Origin of the sequence: Defluviicoccus vanus, from assembly GCF_014672695.1 — a bacterium.
In the GTDB taxonomy this organism is placed as follows: Bacteria; Pseudomonadota; Alphaproteobacteria; order Rhodospirillales; family Defluviicoccaceae; genus Defluviicoccus; species Defluviicoccus vanus.
The window spans coordinates 2882578-2898837 of sequence record NZ_CP053923.1; the positions used below are offsets into that span (position 1 = coordinate 2882578).

Genomic DNA, 16260 nt, shown 5'->3' on the forward strand with positions numbered 1-16260 from the left:
GCCGCGCCGGAGTAAAATCCGGCCAGTGGTTAGGCTGTCTCCTTTTTTTGGGGGCGGCCGGGGATGTTTGCCGTGGAAGTCTACGCCGCCGTTCGGCATTTCGTTTTCATCGAGGGCAACAGCCGGCGTGAGGCGGCCCGGGTGTTCGGGCTGAGCCGTGAGACGGTTTCGAAGATGTGCCGGTTCTCGTTGCCGCCCGGCTACACGCGAACGAAGCCGGTGAAGAAGCCGAAGCTCGGGGTGCTGCTGCCGGTGATCGACGCCATCCTCGAGGCCGACAGGACGGCGCCTTCGAAGCAGCGGCATTCGGCCAAGCGGATCTTCGAGCGACTGCGCGACGAGCACGGTTATGCCGGCGGTCTGACGGTGGTGAGGGACTACGTCCGGGTTGCTCGGGGAGATTGCGGGAGACCTTCGTGCCGCTGGCTCATCCGTCCGGTCATGCGCAGGTCGACTTTGGCGAGGCGATCGGCGTGATCGGCGGCGTCCGGCAGAAGATCCACTTCTTCTGCATGGACCTGCCGCAATCGGATACTCCTTTCGTGAAGGCCTATCCGGCGGAGACGACGGAAGCCTTCCTCGACGACGGGCATGTGTCGGCATTCGCCTTCTTTGGCGGCGTGCCGTTGTCGGTGCTTTACGACAACACGACGCTCGCGGTGGCGAAGATCTGCGGCGACGGCAGGCGGGAGCGCACCCGGGCCTTTACGGAACTGCAGAGCCATTACCTGTTCCAGGATCGCTTCGGCCGTCCCGGCAAGGGCAACGACAAGGGCAAGGTCGAGGGGCTGGTGAAGTATGCTCGATCGAACTTCCTGACGCCGATCCCCCAGGCGGCAAGCTTCGACGATCTCAATGCCATGCTGGAAGAGCGCTGCCGGCAGCGACGAGGCGAACGCGCCGGTCGCCACGGCGAAACCATCGGCGAGCGTCTCGTCGCCGACCTCGAAGCCTTCCGGGATTTGCCGGCGGTGCCATTGGAGCCGAGCGAGAAGCGGGCGGCCCGTGTCTCATCGACCGCCCTGGTCCGCTACCGCGGCAACGACTACTCGGTACCGACGGCATACGGCTTCCGGGATGTTGTGGTGAAGGGCTTCGTCGACGAGGTGGTGATCCTTTGTGCCGGCGAGGCGATCGCCCGGCATCGTCGCTGCTATGGCACGGGCACCTTCGTATTCGAGCCGCTGCACTATCTGGCGCTGATCGAGACGAAGCCGAATGCCCTCGACCAGGCGGCGGCGCTGAAAGACTGGGATCTGCCGGAGGCGTTCCAGCACCTGCGCCATCTCCTCGAGGCGCGCATGGGCAACCGCGGCAGGCGGGAGTTCATCCAGGTGCTGCGGCTGATGGAGGCGATCCCGATGGAGATGGTGGCGAGCGCGGTCAGCGAAGCGATCCGGCTCGGCGTCATCGGCTTTGATGCGGTCAAGCAGATTGCTCTGGCGCGCGTCGAGCGGCGGCCGGCCCGGCTCGACCTGACGGCCTATCCACATCTGCCGAAAATGGACGTCAGGATGACGGCGGCGGCTGACTACGCCGTTCTCGTTCCCGGGACAACGGCATGACCGGCAAGGCGGGCGCTGATGCGATGCCGGCGGGAACGACAAGCGGCACACCGCAGGTTCTGCTGGCGCATCACCTCAAGCAGTTGAAGCTGCCGACCGTTCTGCGGGAATACGACAAGATCGCCCGCGAATGCGCACGCGACGGCGTCGATCATCCCCGCTATCTGCTGCGCCTGGTGGAACTCGAACTGATCGACCGAGAACGCCGAATGGTCGAGCGGCGGATCAAGGCAGCACGCTTCCCGGCGGTCAAAAGCCTCGACACCTTCGACTTCACCGCGATTCCCAGCCTCAACAAGATGCTGGTGCTCGAGCTGGCCCGCTGCGAGTTCATCCTGCGCCGGGAGAACGTCATCGCGCTCGGCAACAGTGGCACCGGCAAGACCCATGTCGGGCTCGCCCTCGCTCTTGCCGCCTGCCAGAAGGGGTTCACCGTCGCCTTCACCACCGCAGCCGCCCTCGTGCACCAGTTGATGGAGGCGCGTGACGAGCGCCGCTTGCTGAAGCTGCAACGCGATCTCCAGTCGGTGATGTTGCTCATCGTCGACGAACTCGGTTACCTGCCGCTGTCGCCGACCGGGGCGGAACTTCTGTTCGAGGTGTTCTCCCAGCGCTACGAGCGCGGCTCGACCCTCGTCACCTCCAATCTGCCGTTCGAGGACTGGACCTCGGTGCTGGGATCGGAACGGCTCACCGGCGCGCTGCTCGACCGCCTGACCCACCACGTCCATATCCTCACCATGAACGGCGACAGCTACCGGTTGAAGCAATCCGCCGGACGTCGTCGTCCCCCCACCGCAGCCGATCGGGCGGAGCAAAACCAGACCACCGCCGAGACCGTCGATCCCGAGACCGGCAAAACCAGCAAGCCCTGATCCCCGAGGCAAAGCCGACGCACGGCAAGGGGCCCGATCGGGCCCCTTGCCGTGATTGCACCGCTCTCGCCCAAATGGCCTGCTTTTACTCCGCTACAGTGGCCCAGAATTGCTCCGCCGTTGACACGCAGTTTCGGGTGATCCGCCACGTCCGGCCGCGCTTCGCCTGCCGGTCGAGCGCGGCCGGCCACCTCGCCCGGTTCCGCGGCTTCCTGCAGGCGGACGCCTACACCGGCTTCGACAGGCTCTACGGCGAGCGGATCGTCGAGGTCGCCTGTTGGGCGCACGCGAGGCGGAAGATCTTCGAGGTGCACGAGAGCACGAAATCGCCGGTCGCCGCCACCGCGCTGGCGAGGATCGCCGAGCTCTACCGCATCGAGGCGACGATCCGCGGCCGGCCGCCCGACCAGCGCCGCGCCGTCCGGCAGGATCAGACNCGCGGCTTGCTGACCGCCCAGCTCGGCCGGCTGCCGGCGAAGAGCGGGCTCGCCCAGGCGTTCCGCTACGCGCTCGCCAACTGGACCGCACTGACCCGCTTCGCGGACGACGGCCGGCTGGAGATCGACAACAACCGCGCCGAAAACACCCTCCGCGGCGTCAGCCTGGGCCGAAAGAACTGGTTGTTCGCCGGCTCCGATGCCGGAGGCGCCCGCGCCGCCGCCGTTTACAGCCTGATCGAGACCAGCAAACTGGGCGGCATCGACCCGTTCGCCTGGTTGCGGGACGTGCTCGCGCGGATCGCCGAGCACCCGATCCGCCGCATTGACGAACTCCTCCCGTGGCACTGGGCGGCACCCGCCGCCAAGGCTCCGGCCGTCTGAGCAATCCTCAGGCCATCTCGGCCGTGGGCGTCCTCGGACGCTACTACGCGTGGCGGAGGCGACCCGAAAGTCCCAGGGCGGTGGCGAACCGAGCTCTGCTCGCCGACATCCGGCGCATTCACGAGCAGCACCGCGACCGCTACGGCGCGCCGCGCATCTACGCCGCCTTGCGGGCCGAGGGTCGCTCGGTCGGCCGCGGCCGCATCGAACGGCTGATGCGCCGCCACCGCATCCGCGCGGCGACACACCGCCGGTTTCGGATGGTCACCACCGACAGCAACCACGGCCAGCCCGTCGCCGACAATCTCCTCGATCAGACCTTTATCGCCACCCGGCCGAACGAAATCTGGCTGGCCGACATCAGCTACATCCCGACCGACGAGGGCTGGCTGTACCTCGCCGTCGTCCTCGACCTGTTCGCNCGCAAGGTGGTGGGATGGGCGATGCGCGATCACCTGCGCCAGGAGTTGGCGATCGCCGCGCTGACGATGGCGATCCAGCGGCAGCGGCCGGGTCGTGGATTGATCCACCACTCCGACCGCGGCAGTCAATCCAGATTCAAACGGTTGTCGCAACACGGATTCTGTTGACCTACCGCAGCCATTCGTCAAGCGCCTCTGCGGGTGTTTTCCAGCCCAGGGTCTTTCTCGGCCTTGAGTTAAGGGTGGCCGCCACGGCGGCGATCGCGTCTGCGCTATAGGCACTCAAATCGGTGCCTTTTGGAAAGTACTGGCGCAGAAGACCATTGGTGTTCTCATTGCTGCCACGCTGCCATGGGCTTTGCGGATCGCAGAAGTAGACTTGGACGCCTGCATCAATCTTGAGACGGGCATGCTGGGCCATTTCGGCTCCCTGATCCCAGGTCAGCGATCGGCGCAGCTCCTCGGGCAAGGTGATGATCGTGCGCGTAATCGCGCTGCGCACAGCCTCCGCTCCATGGCCAGCAAGAGCGGGCCCGTTCTTTGTGCGCGGCGCATCGCCGTGGCCCGATAGACGGGGAAGATGCAGTAGCATCGTAAAGCGGGTCGTGCGCTCGACCAATGTTCCGATTGCCGAACTGCCAAGGCCCAGGATGAGGTCTCCTTCCCAGTGTCCTGGCACCGCCCGATCGGCCGCTTCGGCAGGGCGCTGGCTGATCATGATCTCGGGCGAGACAAAACTCTTGCCGCGCCGGCCTACTCGCGCCCTTGGCATGCGCAACGCCCGCCCTGTTCGCAAGCACGCTGTGAGTTCGCGGCGCAGAACTCCTCGGCCTTGGACGAAGAGTGCCTGGTAGATGGCTTCATGGCTGATGCGCATTGTCATGTCTTCGGGGAAGTCGATCAGCAAGCGCCGCGCGATCTGTTCCGGGCTCCAGGCCTTGGCCCATCGCCGATCTTGTCGGGGGCCATGCAGACGGCCTTTCCAGGCAACAGTGGGACCGGGAATGCGCATGCCGCTCGGAGCGACGACGATGCCAGCCAATCTCTCCTCTACATACGTGCGCAAGGCCGAGTTGACCGCAATCTCCTCACGCTCCGGAAGCGACAGGTAGCGTCCCGAGAGTGGCTTTGCCGAGGATCTGAACATTGCTGGAGGCATGCCGCCTGCCTTTCGAAACCATCTGGTTCCAACAGCCTGCGACACACCGACTGCAACCGCAGCATCTTCGCTGCTCATTCCCGCGACGATTGCTGACCAGAAACGCCGGCGTTCATCGCGGCTCGACACGGGCGGCCGACCCGGCGACAGCAATGGCGCTCGTCCAGACCGATGGGATCGTCGCTTTCGAACCCTCATCGCAACCTCCAACTTCTGGGTGTTGCGACAACCGGTTGAATCCGCCCAATATGCCGCCGGCGACTATCGCGCGGTGCTGAGAGCGAGCGGCATCGTGCCGTCGATGAGCCGGAAGGGCAATTGCTGGGACAATGCGCCGATGGAAAGCTGGTTCCACACCCTGAAGACCGAACTCGTCCATCACACCCGCTACAACACTCGCAACGAGGCGCGACGCGACCTGTTCGCCTACATCGAAACCTACTACAACCGTCAGCGGCTCCACTCCGCCTTCGGCTACCGCACACCCGAGAAAGCCGAGCTGCGCGCCGCATAACCCAGTGTCCACTTTTCCGGGGAAGATCATTTAACGGGACTATCGATTGCGTGGAGGGGGCGACCGCTTCGAGGATCGGTGCCGCCGGCGAGGAAGGCTGGTCCCGGACTGGTGTCGCGCATCGAAACCGGTCTGGCCGATGCCGAGGGCCACTCTGCGGAATGCGGGTCCGGCATCAGGCCGGTGGATCATTCCACGGATTCAGGAGCGGCACGCCTGTGGGGGCGAAATCGGCCACGTTCCGGGTAACGACGGTCATGCCATGAACAAGCGCGGTCGCCGCGATCAACCCGTCTCGGATTGGCCGAGGATTGGGGACATGGAGAGCCGCGCTGCGGCGTGCCACGGCCGTATCGACGGGTAGGATGCGCTCNNGCAAAAAGGCGGGCAGCACATGGTCGTCCAACCACGCGCGGAGTGTCGCCCCCTTGGGAGGGTCGTGGCGCTCGGCGAGCAACACGCCGATTTCCAGCTCCTGGATGACAATCGCCGACAGGAAGAGGCTTCCGGTGGGGACGGTTCGACCCCACGTTGCCACGTTGCGATCGGCCTTGCCCGCCCTCGCCTTCCGCAGCTCGGAAATCGCGTTCGTGTCGAGCAGGAACATCAGGTGAGGTCTGCTGGCCGGGCGAGATCGCGCGTCGGCGGAATCTCAAGTTCCACGTCTTCAATGCCTGGCGGCAGGCCCAGCCTATCGATGATGCTGCCTTGCCCTCCCGTCAGCCGGTGGTATTCCTCGATGCTGAGTAGCACATGGGCAGGCTTGCCGCGATCGGTGATGAACACCGGCCCTTCCGCGGCGGCCTTCTTCGCGCGGCTGGTGTCCTGATTGAACTCCCGGCTGGAGAGGGTCGTGATCGTCATGGCCATGCCTCCGTGAGGAAATCACAACTGTAGTTATGTTGCTACATGTCTGGCCTTTGTTCAAGTGGGAGACGTGGTCGATTGGTCGGACGCCCGTTGTCGAATGCAGAAGACGTCTGCATCGGCGTTGGTGCGCAAATCGGTCATCACCGGGCTGACGAGAAGTGGGGCTTAGGGTACAGAGGCGGCCCGCCCGCCTGCTCAGGAGCCCCGATGCCGTACAAAGCGAACGAAGCCCGCCGCCACAAGATCCCAAAGGCTCGTTACCGCGTCGAGAACTGGCCGACGTATGATGCCGCGCTGCGGGGTCGCGGGGATCTGACGGTGTGGCTGACGCCGGAGGCGGTGGCCGCTTGGCACCCGCCGCAGACGGGCCGGCGGGGGCGATCGCCAACCTACGCGGAGGTGGCGATCGAGACCGGGGTGATGTTGCGTCTGGCGTTCGGCCGGCCCTGGCGGCAGACCGAAGGGCCGCTGCGCTTGGTGGCTCGACTGATGAAGCTGGAGATCGGCATCCCACACCACACGACGCTGTCGCGCCGCAGCGCGGCGATGTCGCTGGCCGCGGATCTGGCCGGAGCGAAGGGGCCGGTGCATGTCGTCATCAATAGCACCGGGCTGAAGGTGTAAGGTGCCGGCGAATGGCACCGGGAAAAGCATGGCGGCCGTAATCGGCACAGCTGGCGCAAACTGCATCTGGCAGTCGATCCCGACAGCGGCGAGATCCTGGCGTGCGAGCTAACGGACAAGGTCCAGGGCGACCCCACCCAGGTCGGCAGCTTGCTCGATCCGGTCGCCGGCGACATCGCGTCGGTGACCGCCGACGGCGCCTACGACGGCGAGCCGGTGTACCGGGCCGTCGCCGGCCAGGCGCCAACCCGGCGCGACCGCCACCTCCAGACCATCGCTCAACGGGGGCGCATCGGCTGGCAGCGGGCGACCGGCTATGGCCGCCGATCGTTGGTCGAGACGGCGATGTTTCGCTGCCAGACTGATCCGCACCGGTTTTCCCGGAGGCTCCAAATCTTGAGAGGATGGAGCGATGGCGAAGAAGACATCGACGAGATATGCGCCGGTGTCGCCGGTCTGCTGTCCCTTGAGTCGGCTGCCGATCCCCGACCAGACGACGACTTGTTCAGGCGGGCGGAAATTTGGATTTCCCGAACGTCATATCGGCCGGCGCGGCACCCCGAAGCGCGCCTTCAGTTCCGCGTCACCGCCAGCGGCCCCATCCTGCTCGGCCGTGACGCCCACCGTGGGGGAGGCCTGTTCATGGCGACGACCTAACACCAACCATCTGTCGCTAAAGCAGACGCAATCGAAGTCGGCTTTCCCGCCCCAGAACATTCGCTCTCCGCCACCGCCGATGTCCGCAATTTTTCATATCGCGTCCGATGTCTTATGAACGAGGCACTCGCTGTGACACTTGCCCACGCCGAGCGGGCCCGCGTCACCTCCGCAGTGCTACCACTTCGGCGCTCACCTCCGGTGCGGCGCAGAACGCCGCACGACCGGCGGGCGCACCCGTCGCGGTCAGCTACAGCCGTCCGGACGGGGACGTATCCGGGCCACCCGAGAGCGCCAGCTCGGCTGGATCGGTAACTTTGGATCGTCCGCGCCGTGCACTTTCGGCGGCGCCGCTCGCAAGCCTGCAGGCGAACGCGCTTGACCATCGCCGCATCGCCGACATCTCGGCCGAGCCGAGCACCGTTGCTGCTGCGCCGCTCATGTCAGCGGCCGCTGCTCGACCTCGACATGTGACTGTGGGCGAAGCGTTCCGTGCGGTGCTGGCGATAGGCTTGGTGCGGGCTGCGCTCGACTGCCATATCGGGATGGCCAGCTTCGCCGGGCCCGGCGTGAGCACCGGCGAACAAGGGCGACGCATGCATGGTCTGATCACAGTCGTAACTATCGCTGGGCTGGTCGTCGGGGTGTTCTCCGAATCGCAAACCCAGGAGGCGGGAACTGGGGCGACCACCCCTCGAATTTTGGTGATCACTGAGCCCGGCCACGCGGAGGAGGACGGCCCGCTTGATCAGGTCGATCGACGGCAAATGACAATCGGCGCTTCTGAGGATTGTGCATCCGGTGACGGGCTATCGGACCGATTGGCGATTACGCCATCGCCGTCCACGCCGCCTAGGGCCTGTTGAGATTCAGGATTCCATCCTTGGCTTGATTGTGATTCAAGCTATGGATGGAACGTTTTGTACTGACAGACGCCCAATGGGCGAGAATGGAACCGCACTGCCTGGGCAAGCCAACGGACGCGGGTCGCAGCGGCAGAGACAATCGGCTCTTTGTCGAGGCGGTTCTGTGGGTGGTTCGCACGGGCAGTCCCTGGCGTGATTTGCCGGCCTTTTTCGGCAACTGGAACACCGTCTTCAAGCGCTACCGAGACTGGGTCAAAGCCGATGTTTTCATTCGGCTTTTCGAGGCTTGCTCGGATGATCCCGATATGGAGTACGCCATGGTCGACGCCACCATCGTCAAGGTTCACCGCCATGGCCAGGGCGCAAAAGGGGGACTCAGAGCCAGGCCATAGGGCGCTCCAAAGGCGGCATGACGACCAAGATCCTGGCCCTGACCGATGCCCTGGGCAATCTCGTGCGCTTCGCACTCCTGCCGGGCCACCGCTTCGATACCGTCGGCGTTGCCCCGCTCATCGACGGCCTCCAATTCGACGCTTTCATCGCCGACAAAGCCTTCGACAGCAACGACATCGTCGCTGAGCTCAACGAGCGCGGCGCCAAGATCGTCATCTCCCAGCATCCGCGCCGGAGCAAGCCTCTCCCATTCGATGCCGAGATGTACAAATGGCGCCATCTCATCGAAAACTTCTTCTGTAAGCTCAAAGAGTTCAAGCGCATCGCCATGCGTGCCGACAAAACAGACCAAAGCTTCAGCGCCAATATCTATCTCGTCGCCGCCGTCATAAACTCACGGTGAATCTCAACAGGCCCTAGCACAGGCGTACTGGGACGCGTGACGAAGTGGCCATTGTCTCCCGTCGAAACCGGGGGTTGCCGCTGCGCTTCGCCGCTCCTCGCGGCGCAGGTCTTCGTTCACCGACGCTCGGAGGAGCGGGTTGCCATAGCGGCCTCCGGGGCGGACGGCTGGTTTCAGGTCGCGCTGTCGCCGGGCGACTACGTGATCGAGACCCGGGTAGAGGAGATGATGTGCACGCCGGTTGACATCACCGTACCCTCAGATCGCTACGTGCGAGTGGACATCATCTGTGACACCGGGGTGCGCTGAAACGAAGCAGCTGGCCAGAAAAATGCGGACCCGGGAAATGTCCCCGGGTCCGCGGATCGGCGTTCAGCGCGACGCCACCATCGTCCTAAGGGGTGAGCCGCGCGATCCGGGTTTGCCACTGGCAGGAGCCGCTGAGCGTGACCGCCTGCTCACCGGCCAGCCAGAACCCGAACAAACTGGGGTCAAGCTGGGCGCCGGAGTAGTCGCCGCTGCGGAACGTCCCGCCGCCCGCGTAGGAGCAGCTGCCAGGCGCATAGGTTTGCACGCCAGTCCAGCCGGCGTTCACGTTCTTGATCATCGCCGCTGAACTCAGGCGAAAGTTATCGCCATTGAACTCCCATGTTGAGCCCGATCGCAGCGCGGTGTCGATCGCAATGCTTGGGTGGTGCACATATATGTCGTTGCCAAAACCCGCGAAGGTGTTTTCCGGGATTGACGCGGTCAATACGCCGCCAGCTCCGATCCCGATCGATACTCGTGGCGTACGCGTGCAGGACTCATTGACGGTGCCGGCTGTGAAGTTGCAAACCGTCGTGAACTGGCCGATGACGGTGTTGCCGATGCCGGCTACTTGCAACATGCGGTTGTCNGCCGGAGTCGATGCGTGTCGTCGTGCCGGGCTGGGTCCCACTCGGCGGGATTCCGTAACTCCCACTGGTGAGCGTCACCCGCGTGTAGGTCGGGGCGCCGCTGGCCACATTGCGGACGCGATGGACCTGGTACTGGTTGCTCGATCCACGTGTCGTGCTCAAGTAGTACGCCGGGTTGGTTGTCCCGGTTCCTGAGGACGGACTGGTGTAATGCTGTGCCGGCTGGATCGTAAACAGTCCGAAGTTGCCGGCAGTACCCGACGGCTGGAAGATGAAGCGCGGGACAGTTGGGCATGAGGCCGCGTTGTTCGAAGCGATGTTCTTGTTCCAGACGTGGATACGGGCGAACCGGAAGGCGTCGTTACTGAAAGCGAAGTTATTCAGCGTCATGGAGAACGAGTCTGCGCCGGCGCCTATCCCCGGGTAGTCGCCCCAGCTCTCGGTGGACGCGCCAATCTCGCCGCGAGCGTCGATGTTGTAGCGACACCAGTTGGTCGTGAGGTTCGTCGGATCGGGACTGCGAGAAACCGCCACCCACATCCTGGAGACGTCGTTGGCGAGGTTGCTATCGCCGCGGCCCGAGACCTGCAGCGCCACGACGTACACCCTGGGATTAGCCGCGTTCCGGTCATAGTAGACCTTCGGGTCAAACAACAGCCCTTGCGATGTTGCAGCGCCGAAAAACGTATTCAGATTGGCCGTGGCCAAGACGCCGCCAGTCGCATTAAACAGCCGGACGGCGCTGTTTACCGCTTCGACGACTCGGTTGGGGCTCTTGCCTGCGATCGTGTCCGGCGGAAAGAAGACGAACCCGTTGTTGGCCGCTGTCAGCCGGTTGAGACCGAGAAAGTTGGTGGGGACCGCAGCCTGAAGACCAGCGCCCGAGGGGGCAGCGGAATCTGCACTGCACCGGTTGGCGCCTGCAACGTTTCCGCCGCCGCCTTCTCCGCCGCGTATTCTGCATCACTCACCGAAGCCGGGCGATGGATTTCAACGGGCGTCTGAACGCTTGGCACCTGCTCCGGCTCCTGCCTGGCCGGCAGGGTTACCGGCCGATCAAGGATCGGAACCTGCGTTTGCGCCGCCGCCGCTTGGGTGACAGGCTGATCGTCGGCGCCCCGACCGCCGGTCGGTAACACGACCATCGCCGCCGACACTAGTGCAGTGGAGCAGGCGAGCGCACGTATACGTGAGACCCACTGATGATGACGCCGTCGGTGCTCCTTTGTACTATGTAGTCCATCCATCTCTCTCACTCCCATGTTGCTGGAACAGCGCAAAAAAAGAGTGCGCCAGTTTCTCCTGTGCATTCTTGTCTTTTTCGAACGCTCCCTTTTCGGTTCTATGCAGTATGACAAAAAACAGCCCAGCAATTTACTCGGAGGCGAGTGCTCGCGCGGCTGCGCGAAGATAGTTCCGAGCGTCCTACACAGGGATACATCAGTCTTGGTGCCGAACAGTCTTGGCACCGGATGCGGGATTTCTCAGGCGGGGGCGCGGCGCGTGCGTCTTGCGGGTTTGCGCCGCTACGATCAGGTAGGGCTCCGTCTATTCGACAGCGGGCCGTAATTGACTTCCGTCTGCGCCGCCGGGCTAATCGTTCCGTCGCCGTGCCTGTCGGTATCCCGATCGGAGTTGATGTTGATTGTAGCCGAATGCAACTTAGGCTTCAATCGGCTTGCATCGAAATCGACTGCCAGGCAGCAGGATCTGGCCCACCCCTTGGGTCGGAATAGCCGGCGGGCGGAGTCCGACGCATGTCTTCAAGCCGCGACGTGCGCCGGGCGCCACGTCAGCCGCCGCGTCGCAGATTCAATTGGTCGGAGAAGGGCGATGCCACGACCTAGAAGTCGAATACGGCGGTAGACAGGGCGGCGCCGAACTCTGCAACGGCGGCAGTCGAGAGCGACGCCTTCCGTCATCTCCGGCACGCTTCGACGAAGAGACCAACCTTCGAACGGTTGGAATGGGACTGAAAGCGTTTATCCCGAGTTCCGGCAGGGCATCGACGCTCCTGGGAGTGGCTGTGTGAAAACTCCAGTTTGGTTCATGCTCTTGGCGCTTGCTGGGAGGTCGGGATGAAACGGTTTGTTGAAGGTGAGGATCGCGCGCAGCTGAGTTTGCTGCCGGCCCGTCTGGAAGACTATGTCGACGAGGAGAATCCGGTTCGGGTTGTCGATCTCTATGTCGAAGACTTGGATTTGGCGGCGCTCGGCTTTGCTGGTGCGAGGCCGAAGGCGACGGGTCGGCCCGCGTATCATCCGTCGACGCTCCTCAAGATCTACCTCTATGGTTACCTCAACCGGATCCCGTCGAGCCGGCGGCTGGAGCGCGAGGCGGGGCGCAACCTTGAGCTGATGTGGCTGACCGGCCGGCTGGCGCCGGATTTCAAGACGATCGCCGACTTCCGCAAGGACAATGGCCCGGCGATCCAGGCGGTCTGCGCCCGCTTCGTCGGTCTTTGCCGCGATCTGGGGCTGTTCGCCCGCGCCGTGGCCGCCACCGACGGCGCCAAATTCAAGGCGGCCAACGCCCGGGAGCGAAACTTCACCAAGGGCAAGCTGAAGCGGCGCATCGGTCAGGTGGAACAGAGCATCGAGCGCTACCTTCAATCGCTGGACGCCGCCGACCTGCAGGAGAACGACGTCGCCGAGGCCAAGGCGGAGCGCCTGAAGGAAAAGATCGCCGCGATGAAGGCGAAGCTCGAGCAGTTGAGGGAGACGGAAGCGAAGGTTCTGTCAACGCCGAATCAGCAGATCTCCTTGACCGATCCGGACGCGCGGGCGATGGCGACCAGCATGCGCGGTTCCGGCGTCGTCGGCTACAACGTCCAGATCGCGGTGGACACCGAGCATCATCTCATCGTTGCCCACGAGGTCACCAACACCGTCGTCGACCGGACGCTGCTGTCGCCGATGGCGGGCCAGGCGAAGGCGGCGATGGGTGCCGAAACAATCGATGTCCTCGCCGATCGGGGCTACTTCAGCGGTGAGGAAATCCTCGCCTGCGAGGCCATCGGCGTCATCCCTTACGTACCCAAACCCTGCACTTCGGGCGCCAAGGCGGCCGGCCGCTTCGGCAAGGATGATTTCATCTACGACGCCGCCGAGAACACCTATCGCTGCCCGGCGGGCGAAACGCTCAGCCATCGCTGCACGACCGTCGCGAACGGCCGCACGCTGCACGCCTACTGGACGACCAGATGCGGCGACTGCGCTCTGAAGGCCAAGTGCACGCCGGCCAAGGAACGCGTGGTGAGACGCTGGGAACACGAGGCGGTCATCGATGCCATGCTCGCTCGTCTGGCCCGCGCCCCCGGCGGCATGACGATCCGCCGACGGACCGTCGAGCATCCCTTTGAATAGCCCCTAGATTTCTGGACGCCTTCTATCCTAATTTTGAGGACAGGAGACGACGATGGGGAAGCCCAATTTCAGTGATGAGTTCAAGCGTGATGCGGTGGCCCAGATCACCGAGCGTGGGTATCCGGTAGCTGAGGTTTCCGAGCGGCTCGGCGTCAGTCAGCATTCGCTGTATGCTTGGAAGCGGCGACTGGCGAAGGTGGTGTCCGGCGATGCCAGCAAGGATGCCGAGATCCGCCAGCTGAAGCGCGAACTGGCCCGAGTGACCGAGGAGCGCGANCATCTTAAAAAAAGCCACCGCGTATTTCGCCAGGGATGCAAAGTGAGATACGCATTTGTTGCCGAGCATCGTGACCAGTTCAGGGTTCGATCGATGTGTCGGTGCCTGCGCATCCAGCCCAGCGGTTTTTATGCTTGGCAAAAGAGCCCGCTGAGCCAACGGGCTCGGGAAGATGCTCGGCAGACAGAGCTGATCCGGCAAGCCTGGAATGACAGCGGCAAGGTCTATGGCTACCGCAAGCTGCACGATGACCTGCTGGATCACGGCGAGACATGTTGCCCGAACCGCGTTGCCCGGTTGACCAGGCTGGCAGGTATCAAGGCGCAAATCGGCTACAAGCGCAGGCCCGGCAGCTATGGTGGCAAGCCGTCTCTGGCCGTCGACAATACTCTGGATCGCCAGTTTGACGTGGCTGCGCCAGATCGGGCCTGGGTGACCGACATTACCTACATCCGCACCCTGGAGGGCTTTGCCTATCTGGCTGTCGTGACCGATCTCTATTCCCGCCGCGTGGTGGGTTGGTCGATNCAGAGCCGGCAGACTACCGATGTAGTGCTGCAGGCCCTGCACATGGCAGTATGGCGGCGCAAACCGAAGCAACGGGTGCTGATCCACTCGGATCAGGGCTCGCAGTTCACCAGTATGGACTGGGCTGCGTTCATCAGAGCTCACAATCTCGAGCACTCGATGAGCCGGCGCGGCAACTGCCATGACAATGCCGTCGCCGAGAGCTTCTTCTCTTCGCTCAAGCGCGAACGCATCCGGCGCCGGACCTACAAAACACGCGAGGAAGCCCGGCAGGACGTGTTCGATTACATCGAGATGTTCTACAACCCGGTGCGCAAGCAGGTCAGAAACGGGATGCTGTCCTCATCAATCCCCTCATTTAAGCTATGTTCGTCAGTTGGGCGGTGATTGGTTTGTTTTTTAGCATTTCGAGGAACCTTTCGATCAACGGCCGGAGGCGGGGTTCGGGCATGGCCGGGATGAGGTCGTAGAGCATGCAGCCCTGGCGGAACAGGGAATGGGTTCGGCGTTTGGCGGTGTTGACCTTGAGGTGGCGGTCCATGCCGAGCGCTTCGCCGGCCTCGCCGAGCAGGGTGAGGAACAGCACGGCGAAGGCGTTGAGCAGGAGCAGGCGGTCGCGGCGCTGCGGATCGCCGATGCGCACGGCGCCGAGCCCCATGCCGAAGCGCAGATCCCTGGTGTCGCGGAAGCTGGGCTCGATGGTCCAGCGTCTGGCGTAGAGGTTGACGATTTCGCGGGCCGATGCGTCTGCCTTGCTCGTCGCCAAACACCAGGGCTNCCTTCATCGCCTTGGCGTGGACACAGACGACGGCGCCGACCGGTTGCGCGGCGGCAGTGACCGAGGCGCCGCGCAGAATGGCGCGCCCGGCCGCCCTTGCCGACCCACTCGGCCGCCGCCCGGCTTTCTCCGTCGGCGGCGTCGACGCGGATGTCGCCGCGGAACCGGATGACATAGGCGAAGCCCAATTTCGTCAGATAATCGAACAGTTTGCGGTCGCCGAAGCCGCGGTCGNNGCGAGGATCGTCGCCGTCGTCCCCGCCGGCAACACCCCGGCAAGGCGGCCGAGACACGCATCCTCGATGGCGTNNTGCGCTGGCCCGCCAGTTCCGCCTTCAGCATCGTCAGCCACAACAGCGGCGTCGCCCGGCCGTGCCCGGTCACCAGATTGAGCGCCAGCGTCGCCTGCCCGTCGGCGTCGAAATCGGTCCAGTCCATGGCGACGACGATTTCCTTGCGGCCGCCAACCGCCTCCGGAACCCATTGCCCGAACATCTCCCAGACGGAGACGCCGGCGTTGCTCAGCAGCCTGTCGACCTGTTTGACCGCATGCTTGGTCAGCAATCCCCGCGCCTGCGCCAACGCATGGCCGATCATCGAAACCGCCAGCGACGCACCGGTCATCACCCCCAGCGTGCCGTTGGCCAGCGACGCGATCCGTTTGGCGTGAACATGCCCCGCGAAAACCCCATCAAGAAACCGACGAACGTCGGTCAAACGAAACTCAGGACGCGCTACCCCGTTCACTTCCCCACCCCAACCCTCGAAACCTTCCTCTCACCCTGCATAACCGACCGCCGCCGCCAAGCTCATCCGTAGCAACCCATTGATCCGTATCAAAACTCAAAATGAGGGGATTCCTGAGGATGCTGTCACCCGCCGAGTTCGAACGGCAGCAGTTTTTGAAAGCCGAAGGCGTCTAGAAAACTAGGGGCTATTCAGATTGTTGGTCGGCAGGATTGTGATGGTCATCGTCTGTGGTCCCGGTGGCTTCGCTTTCGATGCGTCCATGAGGGCTTATGTGCGGCCCGGCATCAACTCTAATCGGTTGTTCTTTAGGTGCTCTTTCTGCCCCCTGTGATCATCCGATGACCTCGCAGCGGCACGGCATGAGTGAACGTGAGTACGCGCAGCACGCTGGCATCTCCCGGGGTGCAGTGCAGAAGGCGCGCGCGTCGGGCCGGCTGGTGCTGCACGCCGACGGCTCGATCGACGCCGCGGCGTCGGACGCCCGCCGGGCGCAT

General features: G+C 63.9%; 9 protein-coding genes and 7 pseudogenes. 11 read left to right on the plus strand and 5 right to left on the minus strand.

Annotated elements, in window-relative coordinates; all coding sequences use genetic code 11:
- The first annotated feature begins 63 nt into the window (after window positions 1-63).
- The 4 genes and pseudogenes from istA to HQ394_RS12980 form a co-directional block, all read left to right on the plus strand.
- A pseudogene (istA, locus tag HQ394_RS12965) lies at window positions 64-1565 on the plus strand (IS21 family transposase).
- Window positions 1562-2440, plus strand: coding sequence for an IS21-like element helper ATPase IstB (gene istB / locus HQ394_RS12970; protein WP_317628947.1), 879 nt, complete (start codon window positions 1562-1564; stop codon window positions 2438-2440). Before istA ends, istB begins: the two are co-directional and overlap by 4 nt.
- Before the next feature lie 185 nt (window positions 2441-2625).
- A pseudogene (gene tnpC, locus HQ394_RS12975) lies at window positions 2626-3261 on the plus strand (IS66 family transposase); the annotation flags it as partial.
- Between the two features lie 41 nt (window positions 3262-3302).
- Window positions 3303-3812, plus strand: a pseudogene (locus HQ394_RS12980) (IS3 family transposase); the annotation flags it as partial.
- Window positions 3813-3852: 40 nt separating this feature from the next.
- On the opposite strand, the gene HQ394_RS12985 reads toward HQ394_RS12980, so the two are convergent.
- Window positions 3853-5040 (minus strand): IS30 family transposase, encoded by a 1188-nt coding sequence (locus HQ394_RS12985; RefSeq protein ID WP_190260589.1) that lies wholly within the window; start codon window positions 5038-5040, stop codon window positions 3853-3855.
- Between the two features lie 46 nt (window positions 5041-5086).
- On the opposite strand from HQ394_RS12985, the pseudogene HQ394_RS12990 reads away from it, so the two are divergent.
- Window positions 5087-5356 (plus strand): annotated as a pseudogene (locus HQ394_RS12990) (integrase core domain-containing protein); the annotation flags it as partial.
- Window positions 5357-5531: 175 nt separating this feature from the next.
- Here the strand turns inward: HQ394_RS12990 and HQ394_RS12995 are convergent.
- Window positions 5532-5963, minus strand: coding sequence for a type II toxin-antitoxin system VapC family toxin (locus HQ394_RS12995; RefSeq protein WP_190260590.1), 432 nt, complete (start codon window positions 5961-5963; stop codon window positions 5532-5534).
- Window positions 5963-6220 (minus strand): type II toxin-antitoxin system Phd/YefM family antitoxin, encoded by a 258-nt coding sequence (locus HQ394_RS13000; RefSeq protein WP_190260591.1) that lies wholly within the window; start codon window positions 6218-6220, stop codon window positions 5963-5965. The genes HQ394_RS12995 and HQ394_RS13000 overlap by 1 nt, the downstream gene beginning before the upstream one ends.
- Window positions 6221-6433: 213 nt before the next feature.
- Here HQ394_RS13000 and HQ394_RS20005 point away from each other — a divergent pair.
- The 4 genes and pseudogenes from HQ394_RS20005 to HQ394_RS13025 all read left to right on the plus strand — a co-directional run.
- Window positions 6434-7204, plus strand: a pseudogene (locus HQ394_RS20005) (IS5 family transposase); the annotation flags it as partial.
- 620 nt (window positions 7205-7824) lie between these two features.
- Window positions 7825-8373 carry a nicotinate-nucleotide--dimethylbenzimidazole phosphoribosyltransferase gene (locus HQ394_RS13015; protein ID WP_190260593.1) on the plus strand — a complete coding sequence of 183 codons (549 nt, stop codon included), beginning with the start codon at window positions 7825-7827 and terminating at the stop codon, window positions 8371-8373.
- Window positions 8374-8417: 44 nt separating this feature from the next.
- A protein-coding gene (locus HQ394_RS13020; protein ID WP_190260594.1) for an IS5 family transposase occupies window positions 8418-9169 on the plus strand; the annotation gives its coding sequence in 2 pieces (ribosomal slippage) (window positions 8418-8748 and window positions 8748-9169; 753 coding nt in all).
- 51 nt (window positions 9170-9220) lie between these two features.
- Window positions 9221-9478, plus strand: a complete 258-nt coding sequence (locus HQ394_RS13025) for a hypothetical protein (protein WP_190260595.1) — start codon at window positions 9221-9223, stop codon at window positions 9476-9478.
- A gap of 85 nt (window positions 9479-9563) precedes the next feature.
- Here the strand turns inward: HQ394_RS13025 and HQ394_RS13030 are convergent, their stop codons facing one another.
- On the minus strand, window positions 9564-9923 hold the full coding sequence (locus tag HQ394_RS13030) for a hypothetical protein (protein WP_223291566.1): 360 nt from the start codon (window positions 9921-9923) through the stop codon (window positions 9564-9566).
- Between the two features lie 2223 nt (window positions 9924-12146).
- Here HQ394_RS13030 and HQ394_RS13045 point away from each other — a divergent pair.
- Together HQ394_RS13045 and HQ394_RS13050 are read left to right on the plus strand one after the other, a co-directional pair.
- Window positions 12147-13427: pseudogene (locus HQ394_RS13045) on the plus strand (IS1182 family transposase); the annotation flags it as partial.
- Between the two features lie 58 nt (window positions 13428-13485).
- Window positions 13486-14625, plus strand: a complete 1140-nt coding sequence (locus HQ394_RS13050; RefSeq protein ID WP_190260600.1) for an IS3 family transposase — start codon at window positions 13486-13488, stop codon at window positions 14623-14625.
- On the opposite strand, the pseudogene HQ394_RS13055 reads toward HQ394_RS13050, so the two are convergent.
- Window positions 14597-15733, minus strand: a pseudogene (locus HQ394_RS13055) (IS4 family transposase). The gene HQ394_RS13050 and the pseudogene HQ394_RS13055 sit on opposite strands and share 29 nt — an antisense overlap.
- Window positions 15734-16260: the final 527 nt, after the last annotated feature.